Below are 20525 nucleotides of genomic sequence, written 5' to 3' on the forward strand. Positions count from 1 at the left end.
GGCATGCGTCCTATGCGGCGCCGTTCGCCCCCAGAGCGCGAATCAGCACATCTCGATTAGTCAGGATGTGCTCACGCATCAGCGCTTCGGCGCGGCCGACCTCGCGCAGCGCCAGCGCGTCCACGATGCGGTAGTGCTCCGCCAGCGCTTGCCGGCTGTGGTCGCGCTGGTACAGCAGCATCAGTGCGTCCTGATCATGGGGACGTGACTTGCTGTCGAAAATAATGGGCAGCTGGCGCGCGCGGTGCACGGCATCGGTCAGCCAGCTGTTGTCCGCCAGCTCAAGCAATGCAAAGTGGAAATCCAGATTCATGTCCTGCCACAGCAGGGCCTGCTGGTCGTTCCACTCCTCGTCGTGAAGCACTCGCCGCTGCGCCTCCAGCAGTTCGCTGAGCCGCTGTTGTTCGGTGTGCATCAGGCCACGCTCGCCGATCAGCCGGCAACCCAGGGCCTCCAGCGTGGCCCGCACGGTGAAGGCGTCCTTGATGTCCTTGGGCTGAAACCGCCGGACCAGGAAGCCGCGATTCGGCTGGTAGACCAGCAGGCCCTCGTCGGCGAGCCGGGCCAGCGCATCGCGCACCGGCGTGCGGGACACACCCAACTCCTGGGCCAGCGTGACCTCCATCAGGTGGGATCCGGGAGGAATCTCTCCGTCGAAGATGCGGTTGCGCAGGGTCTCCGCGACCGAGAGCGCGCGGGTCCGGGAGGTTTCAGGTGAAGACATCTTTGTGAGTCGGGAAATCAGTCGGTGTGGATATGTCGGCTGCGGATGAGATTACCCCACATTGTCCGCTCGGCCGCAAGGAAGCGGCTGGCCTGCTCGGGCGTGGAGGGGAATTTTTCGGCGCCGCTGGCCTCGATCGCCTGGGCGAGCTGCCCGTCATCGAGCGCCTGCGCGAGCGCGCCGTGAAGCTTGCCGACGATTGCCTGCGGTGTCCCGGCACGCGTGAACAGGCAGGTCCAGCTATAGATCTCGACCGGGATGCCCGATTCCTTCAGCGTGGGTACGTCCGGCAGTGCGGCAATCCGCGCGCGCGAGGTCACCGCGAGCGGTTGCAGCGTGCCGCCGCGGATATGCGGCTGCACGGTGGCCGGATTGGAAAACATCATCTGAACCTGGCCGCCGATGGTGTCGGCGATGGCCGGCGCATTGCCGCGATAAGGGATGTGCGTGAGCACGACACCGGCGGCCTGCGCAAACAGTTCGCCAGACAGGTGAGAGGTATTGCCATTGCCGGCGCTGCCGAAATTGATCTGTCCCGGCCGCGCCCGGGCCATGCGCAGCAGGTCCGCCAGCGTCTTTGCCTTCAATCCTGGATTGACGACGAGCACATTCGGACCACGGCTGACGCAGCCCACCGGTGCGAAGTCACGGGCGGGGTCGTAGGGCGGACGCGCCATCATCAGCGGCGCATTGATCTGCTCGGCGGGCGTCCCCAGCAGCAGGGAGTAGCCGTCCGCCGGCGCGCGCAGCACTTGCGCGGCACCCAGCGTGCCGCTGGCGCCGCTCTTGTTTTCGACCACCACTGACTGGCCGAGCTGTCGGGACAGGTTCTTCGACAGCAGGCGGGCGATTGTGTCAGTGGTGCCGCCGGCGGGAAAAGGCACCACCAGCGAGAGCGGTCGCGCTGGCCATGCCGCGCTCGATTCGGCGTTTGCCCGGGGTGTCTGGCAGATGGCGCACATGAGTGCGAGAAGCAGGACTGGGCGGGTCCGGCGGTGGGATGTGAGGCTAGCCATGCGTACGTCTCCTTTCTGTTTATGTATGCATGTTAGCACCACTGATGGCGATGAATGCCAAATCATCCTTGAAAAATCTTATGTATGAATACATAATGTTCGCATTGCGACCAAAAGGACTCGTTATGCGAAAGACAGCATTGCTCCAGAAACTGATCCATGCGCCCGAACTCCTTGTCATGCCGGGTGCCTTTGACGCCTTATCCGCCCGCATCGTGCAAGAGGCTGGCTTTCCCGCCGTGCAGTGCTCCGGCTTCGGCATTTCCGTGAGCCGGCTGGGGCTGCCGGACTACAGCTTCCTTTCGATGTCCGACATGGTTGCGGCCACGCAGCACATCGTCGATGCCGTCGACCTGCCGGTCATGGCCGACGGCGATACAGGCTTCGGCAATGCCGTCAACGCCTGGCATGCGGTCAAGGCGTTCGAGCGCATTGGCTGCGCGGGCGTCAATATCGAGGACCAGGTCATGCCCAAGCGCTGCGGCCACCTGGAGGGCAAGTCCATCGTGCCGCTGGATGAGGCAGTGCAGAAGATCCGGGCCTGCGCCGAGGCGCGCACGGATCCGGATTTCGTGATCAACGCGCGTACCGATGCGCTTGCCGTGGGCGGTATCGGGGAAGTGATCCGTCGCGGCAATGCCTACCTGGAGGCCGGGGCGACCATGATCTTCGTGGACGGCATGACGTCCAGGGAGCTGGCACGGCAGGCCGTGCAGGGAATCCGCGGGCCAGTGGCGATCAATGTGGTCGAAGGCGGCAGGTCGCCCGAGGCCTTCACCTTCGAGGAGATGGAGCGCATCGGCATCGCGCGTGTGAGCGTGCCAGGCACGCTGATGCTGGCGGCCATCCAGGGCATGCGCGACGCGCTGGCGGCGCTGCGTGCCAACGGTTACGCCGGCGGCCCCGGCGCACGGCTGGCGGACTTCCGCGAGCAGCTCGAGCTGGTCGGCTTCAAGGAGGTGTTCGCGCTGGAGCAGCGCTATCTGGCCGGGCTGCAGCATCCCGGCACTGCGCGCTGAGGTGGGCAACATGCATGCATCGCCGCGCAACATCATCGAGAAGATCTGGGACCGGCACGTCGTGGCCCAGTTGGAAGGCGGGCAGGCGCTGCTCCATGTCGACAGGGTCTTCCTCCACGACCGCGCTGGCCCCCGCGTGCTGGCAGGTGTGGAAGAGGGCGGGCACCGCGTGGCCCGGCCGGGGCTGGTGTTCGGCACCATGGACCACATCGTCGACACCCAGCCGGGCCGGGGCGACGACACGCTGGTCCAGGGCGGGCGCGGCTTTATCCAGGCCTTTCGTGCCGCCACCCAGCGCTCGGGTATCCGTCTGTTCGACCTCGGCAACCCCCATCAGGGCATCGCGCATGTGATCTCACCCGAGCTCGGCATCGCCTTGCCGGGCACTACGCTGGTCTGCTGCGACAGCCATACCTGCACGGTTGGCGGCATCGGCGCGCTGGCATGGGGCATCGGCACCACCGAAGGCGAGCACGCAGTGGCCACGCAGTGCCTGGTGCGAAGCAAGCCAAGGACCATGCGGGTGTCGTTCCACGGCAGCGTTGCGCCGGGGGTGTCGGCCAAGGACATGGTGCTGGCGCTGATCGGCAGGTTCGGCGTGAGCGGTGGCGACGGCCATGCCATCGAGTTCGCCGGAGAGGCGATACGGGGGCTCGATGTGGAAGGGCGGCTGACCCTGTGCAATATGGCTGTCGAGTTCGGTGCCTGGACCGGGCTGGTGGCCCCCGATGCGCGCACGGTCGAATGGCTGGCCGGACGGCCCTTTGCTCCCGCCGGCGCGGACTGGGAGGCCGCGGTGACGGACTGGCTGGCACTGCGCTCGGACGACGGCGCGCGCTGGGACAAGGAGCTGGAGCTGAACTGCGCGGAGCTTGCTCCGCAGGTGACCTGGGGAACCCACCCCGGCCAGGTCGTAGGTATCGACGCCACCGTTCCGGTCCCCGCCGACGCGGATGCCGGGCGCGCGCTCCGCTACATGGACCTGCACCCGGCGCAGCCGCTGCTGGGGACGCCCATCGACGCTGCCTTCATCGGCTCCTGCACCAATAGCCGCCTGCCTGACCTGCGCGCTGCCGCGCAGGTGGTGCGGGGACGACGCGTGCGCCCCGGCGTCAAGGCCATCGTGGTGCCTGGGTCGACCAGCGTGAAGCATGCCGCGGAAGCCGAGGGCCTGGATCGCGTGTTCACGGAAGCGGGCTTCGAATGGCGCGAAAGCGGATGTTCGTTGTGCTTCTTCGCCGGCGGCGACAACTTCGACCAGCCGGGCAAGCCCGGGCGCCGCGTGATCACCAGCACCAACCGCAATTTCGAGGGCAGGCAGGGGCCGGGCGTGCGTTCTCACCTGGCCAGCCCGGCCACGGTGGCCGCCTCGGCCATTGCCGGCTGCATTGCCGATCCGCGTCCGCTGCTGCGCTAGGGGGCTAAGGAAATTCCATGGAACAGTTCATCCAACTGAAGGGGATCGCCGCGCCGCTGATGCGGGCGAACATCGATACCGACCTGCTCATTCCCTCGCGCGAGATCAACTCGCCCGGGCGCGATGGCTATGGCGAGAAGCTGCTCGCGCCATGGCGCTATGAAGGGGGAACGAACGGCAGGCGTGTCGAGCGGCCGGATTTCGTGCTCAATCGCGAACCCTACCGCCGGGCGACGATCCTGCTGGCCGGCGACAACTTCGGCAGCGGCTCCTCGCGCGAGGCAGCCGTCTGGGCCGTCCGGCAGTTCGGCTTCCGCTGTGTCATCGCGCCGTCGTTCGGCGCGATCTTCCAGAACAATTGCTACCGCAACGGCGTGCTGCCGGTGGTGCTGCCCGCGCACGAGATTGCGGCGCTGGCGGCAGAAGCCGAGCGCGAGACGCTGGAACTGACCGTCGACCTGCGGTCGTGCTCGGTGCGACACCCGAATGGCCGCAGCCTGTCGTTCACCGTGCCTCCGAGCGAACGCACCTTGCTGCTCGAAGGGCTCGATGCGATCGGCCTGACCTTGAAACGCCGGGCTGCGATCGAGGCGTACCAGGAGCTACTGCGCGAGGCACGGCCCTGGGTCCTGGCCGTGGCCGAGCCGCACTGAGATCCATGGCGGCCGCATGCCATGCCGGCCGACTCACCGCAACGTTTCGATTCAGACCATGACAAACACTGCATTCATCGGACTCGACTATATCGTCGATATCACGCATCCGGACGGAAAGATCGCGCACGCTGCCCGCCGGGTCGCCGAGCGCGACGTGATCGGCGCGGCAAACCGCGCACTGCGCTTCGCCCGCAGCCGGAACTGGCTAACGATCCTGGTCAACGTCGGCTTCGCCAGGGGCTATCCCGATCAACCCAAGCACTCGCCGCTGTTCGGGCGCGCACACGAAACCGGCGCGATCGAGCTTGGCACGCCCGGGACGGCGCTTCATCCCGGCCTGGACCAGCATCTGGCCGATCTGGTCATGGTCAAGCCACGCGTCAGTGCCTTCTATGGTACCGGCCTCGACGCGGCATTGCGGGCCCGCGGCGTGCAGCGGCTGCTGGTGGCCGGGGTCAGCAGCGCCTGGGCTGTGCAAGGCACCGTGCGCGACGCCCACGACCGCGACTATGAAGTACTCGTGCTGGAAGATGGCTGCGCCGCGGCGAATGAGGACCACCACCGTACGTCGATGGAGTTGCTCGGCACCATCGCCACGATCATCCGCATCGACGGGCTGGCTGAGCTGCATTGATGCAGTGATGCTCACGTTTCAAGCGCGGAAAGCGCCGCCTCCATAAATCTGCTGACTTTGGCCGATATGTATTGGCGGGTGGGGTAGGCAAGCCAAAGGCACATATCGGGAAGGGGCGCTGCGCTCAATACTTGAATGAGGCGTCCTTGGCGTAGATCGTCCCTGACCATGAAGTCCGGCACTAGCGCTATCCCGCAATTCTCGAGCGCGAGCATTCTCAGCATGGCGCTGCTGGTACTGGTGTCGACGCGGTTACTCGGCAATGCACGGACCTTTTCGGTAAAGCGACGCAAACATAAGACTCGATGATCAATGAGATCGTGCCACTGGGTTGGAACTGGCCTGGATCCAAGATAGGCTGGGGTGCAACATGCGATGAACCGCCCAAAGGGCACATACCTACTGACGATAGATTCGCTGGTGAGCATTGTGTCAAGTGCGATGGCCATATCGTAGCCTTCTTCTACCAGGTCGATGTGGCGGTCGACGATCGAGATGTCGAGTGATACCTCCGGAAAGTGGTAAGTAAAGTCGGAGAAGACCCTTGGCAAAAGGGTAAGCGCGAGGGTGGAAGGCAGCGCGATCCTGAGCACGCCACTGGGGCGGATGTGGTCTTTTACCGCGGCTTCATCAGCCTGCGCGACAGCATCGAGGATAGCTTGGCAGCGTTGGGCGTAGTCCAGTCCAATGTCTGTCGGCGTGACGCTACGTGTACTGCGTTGTAGCAGGCGAGTCCGGAGTCGGCTTTCCAGGCTGGCGACCGCGCGGGTCGCCATGGCAGGCGAGATGTCAAGCGCGCGAGCGGCGGCCGCGAACGAAGCATTCTCCACCACCTGCACAAAGATGCGCATGCTGAAAAGTCGATCCAATTTCGATGTCTCAGGATTGTTTCAGGGGGTGAAACGCCATATGAGCGTTCCCAATCTGGTCGCATCGCGCTCGGGTCGCTACTGTTGTGAGTATCGAAACTGCGTATTGGACCGTATTGGACTGCCAGCGACTGCTGGCGGCCAGGAAAGGAGCGAACATGAAGAATCGAACTGGCTTGCTGGGTACACTTTTACTCGTAATCCCGGTCATATTCCCCGCCGTTGCCGCGGAGAGTCAGCCCCCATGCGGTGCAACCCAGGCCGTGACCCGGGCGCAAGTGCGGCGGGAACTCGCTGAGGCAGTGGCGCAGGGGCGCGTCGTAACGGAAAACAACTACCCGGAGATCTTCCTGAAGCCTGCCGCTGTCCGCTGAGCAGACGTGGCGTAGAGGGCGCCGGAGGATTCACCAAGGCTCACCGGGCAGCCGCTTGTGCGAATGCCCGGTTCAGTCCGTGCTGCCGTGCGAGGAATCAGGGATGCCACCAGGGCGGCTCACCGCTGCCCTCGAGATATTCCCCTTGCTTCGTAATAAAGGTGCGAAGTTCGTGCTTCGGAGCGAACCCATTTGCCAGCGCGTGACCAAGCCAGTCCAGTGAGGCTGTCAGCCATTCATCGGACTGTGGACCGATCGGGTGGAACTCATACTGGTAAATCCACAGTTCCTTGGGGCCGCGCAGCTTTTCATACACACCGATGCTGGAGTCCAGCGTGGTCAGCTCATCATTTTCGCCAGTGATGATCAGATACGGAATGTCGACCTTGGAGGCGATCTCGTCGAGCGTCATGGCCTTCGACAGCGCCTGAATTTCCTCTGTATTGGAAATGCCAGTCATAAACATCAGGTTTGCCATGAAACTGGGCTGTGCCTGATTAAGAAGCACGTACTTGTCGCCCAGGTTCGACATATTGGCGGCGATGGCACGAATGCGCGGTTCGACTGCGGCAGCACGAGTTGCCCACCAGGATCCCATGCTGGATCCCATGATCACGATCCGCTCGGGGTCTATGGCGGGGTGTGCGGACAGCCAATCGATCACCGCAGTAATGGCTCGATCATAGTTATCGAGCGACATTTTCAGGCCCCTGGTCAGGCTCTCGCCCTGCCCTGGGCCGTCGAGCGCAAAAGCGGCCCAACCGCGGGGAAGGATCCGCTGCTCCATCAGCTTATGCCAGTCCTCCTTAAACATGTCCATGCCGGGCAGCATGATCACGCAAGGCAGATTCTTGGCGTTGGGCGGCGTTTCCAGGATCCCATGCAGGTGGTGACCCTCGAAAGGCAGGGCGACCCGCTCGATAGGGTGGTCGGCGAACGCGATCACCTTTTCAAAGGACTGAACCACCTTCTTGAGATATCGCATGCGGCGAGGGTCGTCGCCGAGGATCGAGTAATGCGTGCGTGCATATAGCAGCGTGGCGCGCTCATATAGCCGACGCGCCGTCCGGCTGAAGCCGCGAGCATCCCAATGCCGGGCTCGATGCTCAATCTCCCTGGCGGCCGCGCTCCACGCGGAAGGGAGCATTGAGCCCGCCTTGACCGGCCCGAACACCCGCTTCAGGTCCGTCGAGTCGTAGCCAATCTGCTCGAAGATCGCGCCGGCGTCCGGGTGAAGGACATCCAGTCCACCGACAGCCAGGAATGCGTCGAGCACCCAACGCTGGCCTTTTCGCATTGCATCCATTGATTCCCTCCTGTGTATTTCGGCAGAAATATATAGTGATATCTGTGATCACGCAATAGAAAGTTGCAAGAGGCGGAAAAGCAATCTACTAGGCATATGTGGCAAGCGATATACGCCGGATTCCGGAAATTACCGCCGTCCGAACGGCGGTCTCGTATACCCTAGTTGATATCTGTGATCACTAAAACGATAGTGTCAACACGCAGGCCGTGCTTGGAGCCTGACCGCCAAAAGGGGAGAACAGATGTCACGTCAAAGGCTTCGAATGGTGCTGGCCGCGTTGGTCGCCAGCGTGTTCAACGGGTCGCTGATGGCGGCGCAACCCGCGCCACTGCGCGTGGGGTTGCTGACCGTCAAGACAGGTGTTGCCGCGGGGATCGGGCAACAGATGCAGGACGGTTTCGAATACCTGCTGCAAGAGCGGGGAGGAAAGCTTGCTGGCCGCGACGTGGAGGTAGTGGTGGCCGATACTGCGGCGTCGCCGGCAGTCGCGAAGGCGAAGTTCCTGCAACTGACCGAGCGCGACCGTGTCGATGTTGTGGTCGGCCCGCTAGCCGCCTTCGAGGCCGTTGCCATTCGCGACGATATCGCGCGCGCGAAGATCCCGGTCATTCTCAGTTCCGCCGCAGCCGAAGACCTGACCCAGCGCAAGGCGGACCCCTGGATGGTGCGAAGCTCGTCGACTTCCGCGCAGGCCATGCATCCGTTTGGCGAGTACGCCGCCAATACCCTCAAGTACCGGCGCATCGCGGTCGTTGCAGAGGACCTCTCCTTCTCCCATGAAACGGTAGCTGGATTCCAGCGGACCTTCGAGGAAGCCGGCGGGAAGATTGTCCAAAAGCTGTGGGCGCCATTCAACGGCACGGATTTCGCGACCGTGATCGCGCAGATTCGCCCGAGCGTTGACGCGGTCCTGATCAATTTCTCTGGCGGCAATGCAGCGCGCTTCCTGAAGCAGTACCGCGACTATGGGCTCAAGCAGAAGATTCCCCTGCTGGCGGGGATGAATACGGTCGATGAATCTCTGCTTGAGAAGATGGGCGACGAGGCCCTCGGCATTGTCTCCGCCGGTTGGTATAGCGGTGCCATCGCCACGCCCGCCAACGACCGCTATGTCGCGGGCTTCCGCAAGCAGTACCACATCGCGCCAGGCTTCTATGCAACCGGCGGCTACAGCGCCGGGCTGATTCTCGAGCAGGCGCTGCAAGCGGGTGGCACAACCACGCTGACGGGCCGTGCCCTTGCGGACGCGATGCATGCGGTTCGCATATCGCAAAGCCCTCGCGGTCCGCTAACGCTGGATCGCCTCGGGAACCCCGTGGTGACTGTCTACATTCGCAAGGTCGCGCGCGTCGGGGGCAAGCTGGTCAACACGGTCGTTCGTGAATACCCGGGTGTCACCCAGTTCTGGACGTATGACCCGTCTGCGTTCCTGGCCAATCCCGTCTATTCGCGGGACTACCCACCATCACGCAACCTCGACTGATGCGTCAAGGATTCACCATGTCTACGTTTCTGATCCAGACGCTCAACGGGCTGACCTTCGCCTCAGTGCTGTTTCTGATGGCGGCGGGCTTCACGCTGATCTTCGGTTTGATGAGCATCCCCAACATGGCGCATGGCGCTTTGTTCATGCTGGGGGGATACCTCTGTGTCACGCTGGTCGATGCAGGACTGCCGTTTGTGCTTGCCGCACTGGGTTGTGCCATCGTCGTCGGCATTCTCGGGATCGTACTGGAGCGCGCGATCTTGCAGCGGATTACGCAAAACGAGCTGGCACAGGTGCTGGCGACGCTTGGGATGGCATTCGTCATTGCCGACAGCTGCAAGACCGTCTGGGGCGGCATGCCGCTGGAGGTCGCGGTGCCACCACGCTTAACGGGTGCGGTGTCCCTTGGCGAGCTGACCTTTCCCATCTATCGACTGTTCGTCATGGCACTTGCCGTGGTGACCGCGGTGGCTCTGGACCTTTCGCTGTCCCGGACGCTGATCGGCGCCCGATTGCGCGCGGCCGTTGAGGATCGGGCCATGGCCCGTGCCGTCGGTATTCGCGTCGACCGACTCTTCATGACGATCTTCTTCGCCGGCGCGGCACTCGTTGGCATGGGCGGCGCGATTGGCGCACCAATTTTGTCGGTGTTTCCCGGGCTCGATATGGAGGTGCTTCCGCTGGTGCTGATCGTCGTCGTGCTGGGGGGTACGGGGAGTATTCCCGGCGCAATGCTCGGAAGCCTGATCACAGGCCTGGTCCATAGCTTCGGACAGTCGCTTGTACCGGAGATGTCATACGTGCTCTTGTTCGTGCCGATGATCGTCGTGCTGGCGTATCGGCCCCAGGGATTGTTCGGGAGGGTCGCGGCATGAAAATCCCTACTTTTTTCTTCGGCCCTTGCCTTGCTGGTGCACTGGTCCTGATGCTGCCGCTGGCGAGCGATTCGCCTTTCTACCTGGACCTGGCGATCCACATCATGCTCGCCGCCTTGGTTGCAACCAGTCTTAATCTGCTTCTTGGGCTGGGGGGATTGCTGTCGTTCGCACAATCGGCGCTAGCGGGTGCGGCCGCCTATGGGTTAGCCATCGCCGGCCAGCACACAGGGCTGGGGCCCTGGATGCTCGCAGCCATTGCAGTGGGCGCCGCCGTAGCGCTCTCTGTAGTCGTCGGGATGCTTGCGCTGCGAACCAGTGGACTCAGTATCGGCATGATCACGCTGGCTATTGCCCAGGTGCTGTGGGGAGTAGCCATGCACTGGGGCAGCGTGACGGGCGGTGAGAATGGCATGACTGGAATTTCCAGGCCTGCGCTGCCGTGGGTGGATACGGGAAATCCCATCGTCTGGTTTGAGTTCGTGGCGGTCTGCTTTCTCGCGATGCAGTGCCTGGTGCACAGGTTCATGCGCTCGCAACTCGGCCGCTGTCTGGACGGCACGAGATCGCAGCCGCGCCGGATGTCCGCCCTGGGCTTTGATGTCTGGCGTATTCGACTGCTCGCCTTCGCATTTGCCGGACTGGTAGCAGCGATTGCAGGGGTGCTGCTTGCTTTCCACCAGCAATTCATCAGTCCCCACGCGCTATCGCTTGGCGAAACCGCGGAAAGCTTGCTGATGGTCATAGTCGGCGGCCCTGCCACGCTGCTCGGACCTGTGATCGGTGCAGCGATCGTTGTCGGCTTTCGCGTACTGGTAAGCGGCTATATCGAGAGCTGGCCAACGTTCCTGGGCCTGCTGCTCATTGCTGTGGTGCTGTTTGTTCCCGCGGGGATCGTGCCCGGCCTGGCTTCTCTCTTTCGCAGCAGGAGCATTCGATGATCCACTCTGCAGTCCTACCGGTCGGTACGCATGCCGCCGCTTCGGGGGTCTCTGTCGACGGCAGCTCGACTGCAATCGGCCTTGTTGACCTGTCTATCTCGTTCGGCGCCTTGCGCGTCGTGGACGGTGTAAATCTGACGATACGGCGGGGGGAGCGCAGGCTACTCCTGGGGCCGAACGGCGCCGGAAAGACAACCTTGCTGAATCTGATCGCGGGAGATCTGCGTGCCACGCGCGGCCGCATCTCGTTGCTTGGACAAGATGTCACAGCCAAACCCACGCATGCCCGGGCGCGCATGGGCGTGGGCAGGACCTATCAGATACTCACGCCCTTTCGCGACAAGACGCTGTTGCAGAACGTGCTGATGTCGCTGACTGGGAAATCGACCACACCCGACCGTTTGAGTCCTTGGAAGCGTTTCGGCGGCTCAGCGCTCGAGGCTGAGGCCCGTGCCGTGCTGGCGCGTGTGGACCTCGAGGTCCGCGCCGAAACACCCGTGCACGCCTGCTCGTACGGAGAACTGCGGCGGCTGGAGATTGCTATGGCCCTTGCACAGCAGCCCAGCATCCTGCTTCTGGACGAGCCGCTGGCGGGGTTGTCGGGAGCTGAGCGCGTGGGCGTTGCCGAACTGCTGTCGCACCTGCCGAAGGCTCTGACGATTGTGATGGTCGAGCACGACATGGATGTGGCGCTTTCCTTTGCCGAGTCCATCACGGTGCTGCAGAGCGGCCGCGTTGTCGTTGATGGGGACAAGCGCTCTGTCCTGGCCGACCCGCGCACGCAGGAGATATACCTTGGCCACTAATACCCTTCCCGCACTCGCGCTGTCCGGCGTTACCTCGGGCTACGACCAAAGTGAAATCCTGCAGGACGTTTCGCTGACCGTTCGCCCTGGTACCGTGCTTGCGCTGCTCGGCCGAAACGGCGCGGGCAAAACGACCTGCATCCATACGGTCATGGGCATGGTCCCAGCGTATCGAGGAGCCATTCAGTTGTTCGGCGAAAACATCGTCGCGCTGCCGGTTGAGAGCATTGTCCGACGCGGCGTGGCACTGGTTCCGCAAGGTCGTCGCCTTTTCTCGCTCCTGTCGGTACGCGAAAACCTTAACGTTGCCAGGACCGCCGACGCTGCCCATGCAGGTCCGCCCTGGACTATCGCGCAGATTGTGGAGATGTTTCCACGACTAGGGGAACGATTCCATCAGCGTGCCGCAACGCTTTCCGGTGGTGAACAACAGATGCTGGCAATCGGACGGGCGCTGTTGAGCCGCCCGCGCGTGCTGCTGATGGATGAGCCCACGGAGGGGCTTTCTCCCCAAATGATTGATGAAGTCTCGGCGATTGTTGCGCGGCTGCGGGAGGCTGGCATATCGATCCTGCTCGTCGAGCAGAACAGCAAGATTGCGCTTTCGGTCGCTGACGATGTGGCGGTTCTCGTCAGTGGACGCGTCGCATATACGGATCGCGCGACCAAACTGGCAGGCCAGCCGGTACTGATGGAGCGCTTCCTGGGCGTCGCGTCGGCAGAAGCACCGGCGCTGGCCTGACGAGTTACGCATATCGACAATGCGTTCCCGAGGCTGGTAAGGGCGGCAACCGGTATTGCATCGAAATGCTTTTCTTGGAGGAGACACATGAAGTGGAATCAAGAAGTGGCAGTCGTACAGTCAATGCGAGGCGTGGCCTGTCAGCGGCGGCGCAGGCAGGGAGTCAGGCGAATCGGAATAGCGCTGACTGCTATCGGTATGGGCTTTGGTGGATCCGCCCGCGCAAGCCTGAACTTATATGGCGTGCTCGACGTCGGTTTGAACTATCGATCGGTGGCCGGAGTGGATCCGTCCACGGGGCGCGCCGCTGGTGCGCTGGCACTCGCCTCCGGGAATGAGCTGACCAGTCGCTGGGGTCTCATCGGCGTTGAAGACATTGGCGAGGGGTACAAGATTGCGTTCAAGCTGGAGAGTGGCTTTGCGGCGGACACCGGCGCGGCCAATGCGTCTGTTCCATTTCCTCACGATAATGGATCGCTGTTCGACCGTGGGGCAACCATCGGTGTCGTTGCACCTTGGGGGACAGTGCGCTTAGGGCGCAACTGGTCTTCATTCTTCGATGGCATCTCGGCCGGTGATGCCACGGGGTACATGAACTTCGGGTCGCTCGCGAACGCGACCTTCCAGAATTCATCGAACCTCAAAACGAGCGAAGGGTTTTCCGGTATTGCCTCAGGTACAAACAGCGCTGTCAATGGTGGCCTGATGTACACGTGGGTCAACAAGTCGATCAAGTACATGCTGCCGGATGAGTTCTATGGATTCAGCGGTGGCGTCACCTACGGCCTTGGTGGTACGGCGGGCAGCTTCTCGAACAAGTCCACGTTGACGGCCAACCTGAACTGGACCAATGGAAAAATTGGCTTCGCGTCGGGATACTTCGATGGCAAGGATCCAACAGGGCAGACCAACGATCCCTGGATGCGCGCCTATACCATCGGCGTTACCTATACGTGGGGGGCACTTAAGACCGGGGTGAATCTTGCCAAGTTCAAGAACCCGACCACCGGAGCAGACCAGAATTACTACTACGTCGGAGCTGCCTATCAAGCGACGCCTGCCTGGCGCCTGACCGCCGACTGGCTGCACCTCCAGGACAAGCAGGTCAGTGAAGCCGGTGCAGACCTCTACAAGATCGGGGCTGGCTATGCGTTCTCGAAGCGCACCACCTTGTACGTCGACGTCGCGTACTCAAATAACAAGCCCAAGGGCATGTTGGGTGCGGGGAGTAACACAAGCATCCTCGCCAGCCCAGCGACGATCGGACACAATCAATTGGCGGTGGGCGCCGGTATCCGTACGCTGTTCTAGGTGCCGCCGCAATTCAGCCGAACCTCCCATGGTTTAGCCGGCTGACCTGTGTATCGGATGCGCCGGAGAATTCCGGCGCATCCGCATCATTAGGAGCCATTTCGCTCCTGGACCGGCAGCGCTGTCTTGTACACCACCCGTCGCAGCGCTAGCGAGGTACTGATATCACTGACGCCTTCAATGGTCGTCAGTTGCGTCATGACGAATCGCTCGATACCTGCGATATCGGGTGCAACGACACGGAGCATGTAGTCGAAGCTGCCTGTCATCAAATAGCACTCCATCACCTCGTCGAGTTTCGCGATGGCCGCCTCAAAGCGTGCCAGTCGCTCTTCTGTCTTCTTTTCGATTGCCACTTGCACGTATGCGCTGACGGGAAAGCCGGCTTTCTCCTGGTTTAGCAGCGTGACATAGCCGTCGATGACTCCCTCTTCCTCAAGTAGCCGGATACGTCGATAGAACGGGGACGGCGAGAGGCCAACTCGCTCCGCCAGTTCGTTCGCCCGTACCCGCGCATCGCGCTGAAGTTCGGCAAGGATACGCACATCGATACGGTCAAAACGCATTTGGCACACCTGAAGGTATTTCGGAAAAAAGATCAGCGGATCGTGCTAATTGGAGTCAATTATTTGAGTCAGTTTGGCACATATCAAAGGCGATGGATACCTAGAATTTTCGCACAAGCAATCAGAAGCACGGAGGCAAAGCATGAACCAGCGCGCAAACGAGAACCACTTTCTTACCGATGAAAGCTACCGACTGGAGGATCGCTATCTGCGCGCTTCCGGACGAGTGTTTCTCACGGGGACACAGGCGCTGGTGCGTATCCTGCTCGAACAGGCCCGAGCCGACCGCGTCGCCGGGTTACGCACCGGTGGTCTGGTGTCTGGCTATCGTGGATCACCGCTTGGCGGGCTGGATCAAGAGCTGTGGCGACAGCGCAAGATGCTCGCCGAGCACGATATTCGCTTCGAACCCGGATTGAACGAGGATCTGGGGGCAACAATGCTGTGGGGAGCACAGCAGATTGATGCCTTTCCAGGGAAGCGGGTCGAAGGGGTGTTCTCGATGTGGTACGGCAAGGGGCCAGGCGTTGATCGAACCGGTGACGTATTCCGCAATGCCAATATCCTCGGCACGTCGCGCCACGGTGGCGTACTTGCGGTCGCGGGGGATGATCACGCGGCGCAGTCTTCGATGTTCCCGCACCAGACGGATCACGTGTTCGAGGGGGCGATGATGCCCATCCTGTTCCCGTCCTCCGTGGAGGAGTACATCGAGTTCGGCCTGTTTGGCTACGCACTCTCGCGCTTTTCCGGATTGTGGGTCGCATTCAAGGCAATTACCGAAACGGTGGAGAGTGGCAGGTCGATGACGCTATCTGGCGCAGGCCTGCATGGTGGCTTTGCTGTTCCCACGGATATCCAGATTCCCGAACGAGGTTTTGGTCTCGATATCAACATACGATGGCCGCAGCAGCGCGCCGAACTCGAGCGGCGCCTGATCGAGGAACGGCTGCCCGCCGCGCTTGCCTTTGCCCGTGCCAATCCGATCGATCGCGCGGTGGTACGGCCGGCAAACGCCAGAGTCGGGATCATCACTGTGGGCAAGGCTCATCTCGATGTGATGGCGGCGCTGCGGCGCCTTGATCTGGATACGGCCGCGCTGGAATCCAAAGGTATCGGTGTCTATAAGGTCGGCATGTCCTGGCCGTTGGAGGGGCAAGGGGTGGAGCGCTTTTGCGCGGGCATGCGAGCGCTCATCGTGGTGGAAGAAAAGCGCAGTATGGTCGAGCAACAGATCCAGGCGTTGCTGTACAACCACCGGGCGGAAGTCCGTCCCGCGGTGTACGGCAAGCACGGGCCTGACGGTGAAACGTGGTTGCCTGCAACGATGGAGTTTTCTCCTGAGCAGGTAGCAGGTGTCCTTCGCGGGTTCTTCAACGCTCAGGGCGTTGTTCTCGCAGAGGCGCGCGGGACGGACCGTGCCAGCGCTGAAGCGTGTGCCCGTTCACGGGTGATCCCAATCCAGGCGGCCGAGCCGGTCCTGTCGCGCAAGCCGTTCTTCTGCTCCGGCTGCCCGCATAACAGCTCCACGCGCCTGCCAGACGGTTCGTATGCTGCGGCCGGCATCGGATGCCACATCATGGCGCTGGGGCAGCGTGAGCGAACCGCAACCTTCTGTCAGATGGGTGGCGAGGGCGTGCAGTGGGTCGGTCTTTCGAGCTTCTCCACCATGCCACATCTGTTCGTCAACCTGGGCGACGGGACCTACCAGCATTCGGGCAGCCTGGCAATTCGGCAGGCCGTGGCGGCGGGGACCGCAGTGACCTACAAAATCCTCTTCAATGATGCGGTCGCAATGACCGGTGGCCAGCCGACCGAAGGGGGCCTGACGGTATCGAAGGTCGCCGCGCAGCTCATGGCCGAAGGGGTGAGAGAAATCGTGGTGGTCTCGGAGGAACCCGCGCGGTATCACTCGACGGGCGAAATGCCCGCCAGTGTGGCAGTGGTGGAGCGCAGCGAACTTGATACCGTTCAGAAGCGCCTGCGCGAGTACCGCGGCGTTTCCGCCATCATCTATGACCAGACGTGTGCGGCCGAGAAGCGTCGCCGGCGCAAGCGCGGTTCGCTGGCGACGCCCAAACGGCACGTCGCTATCCATCCTGCCGTGTGCGAGGGCTGTGGAGACTGCTCGGCGCGCTCCGGTTGTATTGCCGTCGAGCCGCTGGAGACGGAGCTTGGCCGCAAGCGTGCTGTCAACCAGTCAGCGTGCAACAAGGACATGACCTGCGTGCAAGGCTACTGCCCAAGCTTCGTGACCATCGAGGGGGAGCGGCAAAGCGTGGTGCAATCAGGCACGCTGCAGCGTCTGGAAGCCGAGTGGCAGCTTACGTTGCCACCACCCGCCACGACTTCGCCCGAGTTACTGCAGCATTGTGGGGTACTTGTGGCAGGGATCGGCGGGACCGGGATCGTCACCGTTGGCGCAATCCTCGCCATGGCGGCTCATCTGGAAGGTCGTGGCGCCTCGACGCTCGATTTCACGGGCCTGGCCCAGAAGAATGGGGCGGTTGTCAGCCATATACAGCTGGCCCGGTCGCCTGACCACATTGCCACGGCACGCATCGAGTCGAAGAGCGCCAATCTTTTGCTTGGCTGCGATGCTGTCGTGGCGGCCTCGCCGGATGTGCTGGCAAGGCTTCATCCAGACTCGGCGCATGCTGTGGTGGAAACCGCAATGACACCGACCGCGGATTTTGTCGGCAATGGCGATATGCAGATTTCCCTGCTGGCGCATCGGCATGCAATCGAACGTGTGCTTGGTGAGGGCAGGGCGGAATTCCATGACTGGAGCGCCGCAGCGCAAACGATATTCGGTGATACCTTTGCGGCTAACCTGATGTTGGTGGGCCATGCCTTTCAACGCGGTTGGCTCCCGGTTTCGGAGATCGCTATCCAGCGTGCCATTGAACTCAATGGCGCTGCTGTCGAGACCAACCGGCGGGCGTTCCTGTGGGGCCGGATTCTGGCCCACGACCAGACGGCGTTGCAGAAGGCGGGGCAAGCTGCCGCTGCGGCAAGCGAGCCATTCACCATCGGCGGATTCGTCAGCGCACGCGCGCAAGACCTTCGTGCCTACCAGAATGCCGCCTATGGCCGGCGGTATGCCGTCCTCGTGGACCGTGTCGCCCGTGCGGAAGGTCATATCGCGGGTACGCCAGGGGCGTTGACGGAAGCTGTCGCACGTAGCTATTTCAAGGTCCTCGCCTACAAGGATGAGTACGAAGTGGCACGTCTTCACACGGACCCTGTGACGTCGCGAGCCCTGCTGCAAGGTTTTGCACCCGGAGCGCAGCGTGTCTTTCATATGGCTCCCCCGATCCTGGCGCGAGCCCGCGGTGCCGATGGAATGCGTCGCAAGATTGCCTTGAAGGGCTGGTTCATCGTGCCGCTGATGCATATGCTGCGGCACGGCAAGGTACTGCGTGGAACGGTGCTCGATCCTTTTGGCCTGCAGGCCGACCGTCAGCTGGAGCGTAGGCTGATTATCGAATTCGAGCGCGATGTCGATGCGGTTCTCGAGCGATTGTCACTGAAGACCGTGGATGACGCTGTCGCGCTGGTCCGGCTATACGAGAAGGTCCGGGGATTTGGGCACGTCAAGATCCGTCATTTCGAAGAGGCGAGGCCGGAGTTCGAACGCCTTCGAGAGAAGATCGGGCGCAGTGACGGATGACGCAATCATGCGTGCCGGCTTCGGTCGGCACCATTTCTATGGCACTTACCACTTTTCCCAATGAACGCACACGAAGTTTCAGGCGCGGATCATCATTCCGTGAGCCTTTTTTGCCTGGCCGGCACCACGCCCCACGAGCGCATCACGCTGGTTACGGATGAAAAAACCGGACTACGGGCCATCATTGCCATCCATAGCACAGCGCGCGGTCCGGCCTTCGGAGGATGCCGCTACTGGAACTATGGGTCGGACCTCGCCGCCATGGAAGACGCCTTGCGCCTGTCGCGGGGAATGAGCCTGAAGAATGCAATGGCGGATCTTCCGTTTGGCGGAGGCAAGGCCGTTATCTTGCGCGGAGATGGGCAGCATGAGCGCAAGGCCATGTACCAGGCCTTCGGCCGGGCGGTGCAAGCCCTGGCCGGCAGCTATATCACTGGGGAAGATGTCGGCACATCGGTGTCGGATATGCTTTCGGTGCGCGAAGTCACGCCTTATGCGGCGGGTATTCCGCGCGCAAACGGCTTTGGTGGCAATCCCTCTCCAAAGACTGCCCTGGGGGTATTTGCCGCCATTGAGCGTGGCGCATTGCATGTATTCGGCGCTGGGCATCTGAAGGGCCTTCGCGTCGCGGTGCAGGGCCTTGGCGCAGTAGGCTGGGCGCTGGCCGAGCGCCTTCACCGCTCGGGCTGCAAGCTGGTGGTGGCCGATATTGACGCTATCCGCACCGCCGCGGCAAATCGCGTGTTCGACGCCACCGTCGTTGCGGTGGATGATATCGCCGCGCAGGATGTCGACATCCTGGCACCCTGCGCGCTGGGCGCGACGCTGGATCGGCACAGCATTCCTGCCCTGCGTGCGCGCCTGGTAGCAGGGGCGGCCAACAACCAGTTGGCCACAGATGCCGATGGCGACGCATTGCATGAGCGTGGCATCGCCTATCTGCCCGACTATCTCGTGAACGCGGGCGGAATTATCAGTTGCGTCCGTGAATACGAGGGCGGCTTTGCTGAATCGGATGTGGATGCCGAGGTGCTGCGCATCGCCGACCGGGTAGAGTCGTTGTTCATGCGCGCCCGCCAGACGGGCGAGCCCCTGTCGCGCGCAGCCGACCAGTGGGCGCTGGAGAAACTCGCTGGCGTATCCTGAGCCACTGCTCCTGTGGCGATTCGACAGTCCAATGCCGGATCGCCTATAATTGTGATCACAAATAAGCCCTAAAAGCGCATTCGAGGCGATCGATGCTGTTTTTAGGGCGCTTCTACTATCAGAGATCACAGGAGCATCCATGGACGGGCTGGGCGAACAGGGGCGCCAAGACAAGGGCGGGTTCGACGACGACGGTCCGGCGGTTTCCCGGCTGACCAATGTTGCGCTCCGTGAACGCGCTTATACCGAACTGGCCAACGCGTTGCGAGCAGGGCGTTTTTCGCCGGGGAGCCCGGTGACCATTCGCGGTCTTGCCGCCTTGCTCGGCACCAGCACAATGCCGGTCCGCGAAGCCGTAAGCCGCCTGGTAACCGAGGGCGCGCTGGAGCTGCTGCCGAATCGGACGCTGCGTGTCCCGAATGTGTCGGTGGAGCGCCTGGACGATCTCATCGACACGCGTGCCACGCTCGAGGGGCGCGCTGCCTGGCTGGCCGCCGAGCGCATGACGCAGGCAGACTTCTCCCTGATCAAGGCTGCGGCGGAAGACTACAGTCACGCTGTGGACGCTGGCGACGTGCCGGCCGCGGTCGCGGCAAACGAGCAATTGCACTTTACGATCTACCGGGCCTCGCGTTCGGAGTTGCTGGTCTCGCTCATTGAAATGCTCTGGCTGCAGAGCGGGCCCTACATTGCAGCGGTCATGAAGCAAATGCAGTCGACCCGCGAGATCCTGCATGACCGGGGCATCATGCACCACTTCAATATTCTGGCCGCGCTTGCAAAGCGCGATCCGCAAGCATCCAGCGACGCGGTGCAGTCCGATATCCTCGATGCGGCCAAGTGGTACAAGACGCAGATCTTCGCTGCGGACGGTACGCCGATTCTGGTGCCTGCCGCGGAACGAAAGCGCCGGGGCAGGGCCCCGGCGACGACGGAGTAATACGCTGGAGTCGACAGCGCA

At 62.4% G+C, this 20525-nt stretch carries 19 protein-coding genes; 14 read left to right on the forward strand and 5 right to left on the reverse strand.

What is annotated here, in order from left to right; all coding sequences use genetic code 11:
- Nucleotides 1-10: 10 nt before the first annotated feature.
- Both AC3FNH_RS17900 and AC3FNH_RS17905 read right to left on the reverse strand, forming a co-directional pair.
- Nucleotides 11-724: a GntR family transcriptional regulator gene (locus AC3FNH_RS17900; RefSeq protein WP_488721033.1), complete on the reverse strand. Its 714-nt coding sequence runs from the start codon at nt 722-724 to the stop codon at nt 11-13.
- Nucleotides 725-741: 17 nt separating this feature from the next.
- Complete coding sequence (locus tag AC3FNH_RS17905) at nt 742-1740, reverse strand: Bug family tripartite tricarboxylate transporter substrate binding protein (protein ID WP_488721034.1); 999 nt, start codon at nt 1738-1740, stop codon at nt 742-744.
- A gap of 125 nt (nt 1741-1865) precedes the next feature.
- On the opposite strand from AC3FNH_RS17905, the gene AC3FNH_RS17910 reads away from it, so the two are divergent.
- From AC3FNH_RS17910 to AC3FNH_RS17925, 4 genes are read left to right on the forward strand one after another with little or no spacing between them, the layout of a single operon-like run.
- Nucleotides 1866-2759 carry an isocitrate lyase/PEP mutase family protein gene (locus AC3FNH_RS17910; RefSeq protein WP_276100893.1) on the forward strand — a complete coding sequence of 298 codons (894 nt, stop codon included), beginning with the start codon at nt 1866-1868 and terminating at the stop codon, nt 2757-2759.
- A 10-nt stretch (nt 2760-2769) separates the two neighbouring features.
- Complete coding sequence (locus AC3FNH_RS17915; protein WP_276100894.1) at nt 2770-4176, forward strand: 3-isopropylmalate dehydratase large subunit; 1407 nt, start codon at nt 2770-2772, stop codon at nt 4174-4176.
- 17 nt (nt 4177-4193) lie between these two features.
- Nucleotides 4194-4829 carry a 3-isopropylmalate dehydratase small subunit gene (leuD, locus tag AC3FNH_RS17920; RefSeq protein ID WP_488721035.1) on the forward strand — a complete coding sequence of 212 codons (636 nt, stop codon included), beginning with the start codon at nt 4194-4196 and terminating at the stop codon, nt 4827-4829.
- 58 nt (nt 4830-4887) lie between these two features.
- Nucleotides 4888-5466 carry a cysteine hydrolase family protein gene (locus AC3FNH_RS17925; RefSeq protein WP_488721036.1) on the forward strand — a complete coding sequence of 193 codons (579 nt, stop codon included), beginning with the start codon at nt 4888-4890 and terminating at the stop codon, nt 5464-5466.
- A gap of 11 nt (nt 5467-5477) precedes the next feature.
- Here AC3FNH_RS17925 and AC3FNH_RS17930 read toward each other — a convergent pair whose 3' ends face one another.
- Nucleotides 5478-6317 carry a LysR family transcriptional regulator gene (locus AC3FNH_RS17930; protein WP_488721037.1) on the reverse strand — a complete coding sequence of 280 codons (840 nt, stop codon included), beginning with the start codon at nt 6315-6317 and terminating at the stop codon, nt 5478-5480.
- A 176-nt stretch (nt 6318-6493) separates the two neighbouring features.
- Here AC3FNH_RS17930 and AC3FNH_RS17935 point away from each other — a divergent pair, with 176 nt between their 5' ends.
- A complete protein-coding gene (locus AC3FNH_RS17935; RefSeq protein ID WP_488721038.1) occupies nt 6494-6709 on the forward strand; it encodes a DUF4148 domain-containing protein in 216 nt (71 codons plus the stop codon).
- Nucleotides 6710-6806: 97 nt separating this feature from the next.
- On the opposite strand, the gene AC3FNH_RS17940 is transcribed toward AC3FNH_RS17935, so the two are convergent.
- Nucleotides 6807-8015 carry an alpha/beta hydrolase family protein gene (locus AC3FNH_RS17940; protein ID WP_276100898.1) on the reverse strand — a complete coding sequence of 403 codons (1209 nt, stop codon included), beginning with the start codon at nt 8013-8015 and terminating at the stop codon, nt 6807-6809.
- A 265-nt stretch (nt 8016-8280) separates the two neighbouring features.
- Between AC3FNH_RS17940 and AC3FNH_RS17945 the strand changes: the two genes are divergently transcribed.
- The 6 genes from AC3FNH_RS17945 (at nt 8281) to AC3FNH_RS17970 (ending at nt 14179) form a co-directional block, all read left to right on the forward strand.
- Complete coding sequence (locus AC3FNH_RS17945; RefSeq protein WP_488721039.1) at nt 8281-9501, forward strand: ABC transporter substrate-binding protein; 1221 nt, start codon at nt 8281-8283, stop codon at nt 9499-9501.
- Between the two features lie 17 nt (nt 9502-9518).
- Nucleotides 9519-10379 carry a branched-chain amino acid ABC transporter permease gene (locus tag AC3FNH_RS17950; RefSeq protein WP_276100900.1) on the forward strand — a complete coding sequence of 287 codons (861 nt, stop codon included), beginning with the start codon at nt 9519-9521 and terminating at the stop codon, nt 10377-10379.
- Nucleotides 10376-11320, forward strand: coding sequence for a branched-chain amino acid ABC transporter permease (locus AC3FNH_RS17955; RefSeq protein WP_488721040.1), 945 nt, complete (start codon nt 10376-10378; stop codon nt 11318-11320). The genes AC3FNH_RS17950 and AC3FNH_RS17955 overlap by 4 nt, the downstream gene beginning before the upstream one ends.
- Complete coding sequence (locus AC3FNH_RS17960; protein WP_488721041.1) at nt 11317-12126, forward strand: ABC transporter ATP-binding protein; 810 nt, start codon at nt 11317-11319, stop codon at nt 12124-12126. The genes AC3FNH_RS17955 and AC3FNH_RS17960 overlap by 4 nt, the downstream gene beginning before the upstream one ends.
- Nucleotides 12116-12868 (forward strand): ABC transporter ATP-binding protein, encoded by a 753-nt coding sequence (locus AC3FNH_RS17965; RefSeq protein WP_488721042.1) that lies wholly within the window; start codon nt 12116-12118, stop codon nt 12866-12868. The genes AC3FNH_RS17960 and AC3FNH_RS17965 overlap by 11 nt, the downstream gene beginning before the upstream one ends.
- 87 nt (nt 12869-12955) lie before the next feature.
- The gene (locus tag AC3FNH_RS17970) at nt 12956-14179 is read left to right on the forward strand and encodes a porin (protein ID WP_488721043.1); all 1224 of its coding nucleotides are present in this window, start codon (nt 12956-12958) and stop codon (nt 14177-14179) included.
- An 89-nt stretch (nt 14180-14268) separates the two neighbouring features.
- Here AC3FNH_RS17970 and AC3FNH_RS17975 read toward each other — a convergent pair whose 3' ends face one another.
- Entirely contained in the window at nt 14269-14745 is a 477-nt protein-coding gene (locus tag AC3FNH_RS17975; protein ID WP_488721044.1) for an Lrp/AsnC family transcriptional regulator, read from the reverse strand.
- Nucleotides 14746-14887: 142 nt separating this feature from the next.
- Between AC3FNH_RS17975 and AC3FNH_RS17980 the strand changes: the two genes are divergently transcribed.
- From AC3FNH_RS17980 to AC3FNH_RS17990, 3 genes are all read left to right on the forward strand, one after another.
- Nucleotides 14888-18418, forward strand: a complete 3531-nt coding sequence (locus AC3FNH_RS17980; protein WP_488721045.1) for an indolepyruvate ferredoxin oxidoreductase family protein — start codon at nt 14888-14890, stop codon at nt 18416-18418.
- A gap of 60 nt (nt 18419-18478) precedes the next feature.
- Nucleotides 18479-19564, forward strand: a complete 1086-nt coding sequence (locus AC3FNH_RS17985; RefSeq protein ID WP_488721046.1) for a Leu/Phe/Val dehydrogenase — start codon at nt 18479-18481, stop codon at nt 19562-19564.
- A gap of 139 nt (nt 19565-19703) precedes the next feature.
- A complete protein-coding gene (locus AC3FNH_RS17990; RefSeq protein WP_488721047.1) occupies nt 19704-20504 on the forward strand; it encodes a GntR family transcriptional regulator in 801 nt (266 codons plus the stop codon).
- The last annotated feature ends 21 nt before the right edge of the window (nt 20505-20525 follow it).

Source organism: Cupriavidus sp. 22TCCZM01-5, assembly GCF_057798915.1.

Coding starts and splice junctions, on each gene's coding strand:
- AC3FNH_RS17900 (WP_488721033.1), bottom strand. CDS start 724: ATGTCTTCACCTGAAACCTCCCGGACCCGCGCGCTCTCGGTCGCGGAG.
- AC3FNH_RS17905 (WP_488721034.1), bottom strand. CDS start 1,740: ATGGCTAGCCTCACATCCCACCGCCGGACCCGCCCAGTCCTGCTTCTC.
- AC3FNH_RS17910 (WP_276100893.1), top strand. CDS start 1,866: ATGCGAAAGACAGCATTGCTCCAGAAACTGATCCATGCGCCCGAACTC.
- AC3FNH_RS17915 (WP_276100894.1), top strand. CDS start 2,770: ATGCATGCATCGCCGCGCAACATCATCGAGAAGATCTGGGACCGGCAC.
- leuD (WP_488721035.1), top strand. CDS start 4,194: ATGGAACAGTTCATCCAACTGAAGGGGATCGCCGCGCCGCTGATGCGG.
- AC3FNH_RS17925 (WP_488721036.1), top strand. CDS start 4,888: ATGACAAACACTGCATTCATCGGACTCGACTATATCGTCGATATCACG.
- AC3FNH_RS17930 (WP_488721037.1), bottom strand. CDS start 6,317: ATGCGCATCTTTGTGCAGGTGGTGGAGAATGCTTCGTTCGCGGCCGCC.
- AC3FNH_RS17935 (WP_488721038.1), top strand. CDS start 6,494: ATGAAGAATCGAACTGGCTTGCTGGGTACACTTTTACTCGTAATCCCG.
- AC3FNH_RS17940 (WP_276100898.1), bottom strand. CDS start 8,015: ATGGATGCAATGCGAAAAGGCCAGCGTTGGGTGCTCGACGCATTCCTG.
- AC3FNH_RS17945 (WP_488721039.1), top strand. CDS start 8,281: ATGGTGCTGGCCGCGTTGGTCGCCAGCGTGTTCAACGGGTCGCTGATG.
- AC3FNH_RS17950 (WP_276100900.1), top strand. CDS start 9,519: ATGTCTACGTTTCTGATCCAGACGCTCAACGGGCTGACCTTCGCCTCA.
- AC3FNH_RS17955 (WP_488721040.1), top strand. CDS start 10,376: ATGAAAATCCCTACTTTTTTCTTCGGCCCTTGCCTTGCTGGTGCACTG.
- AC3FNH_RS17960 (WP_488721041.1), top strand. CDS start 11,317: ATGATCCACTCTGCAGTCCTACCGGTCGGTACGCATGCCGCCGCTTCG.
- AC3FNH_RS17970 (WP_488721043.1), top strand. CDS start 12,956: ATGAAGTGGAATCAAGAAGTGGCAGTCGTACAGTCAATGCGAGGCGTG.
- AC3FNH_RS17975 (WP_488721044.1), bottom strand. CDS start 14,745: ATGCGTTTTGACCGTATCGATGTGCGTATCCTTGCCGAACTTCAGCGC.
- AC3FNH_RS17980 (WP_488721045.1), top strand. CDS start 14,888: ATGAACCAGCGCGCAAACGAGAACCACTTTCTTACCGATGAAAGCTAC.
- AC3FNH_RS17985 (WP_488721046.1), top strand. CDS start 18,479: ATGAACGCACACGAAGTTTCAGGCGCGGATCATCATTCCGTGAGCCTT.
- AC3FNH_RS17990 (WP_488721047.1), top strand. CDS start 19,704: ATGGACGGGCTGGGCGAACAGGGGCGCCAAGACAAGGGCGGGTTCGAC.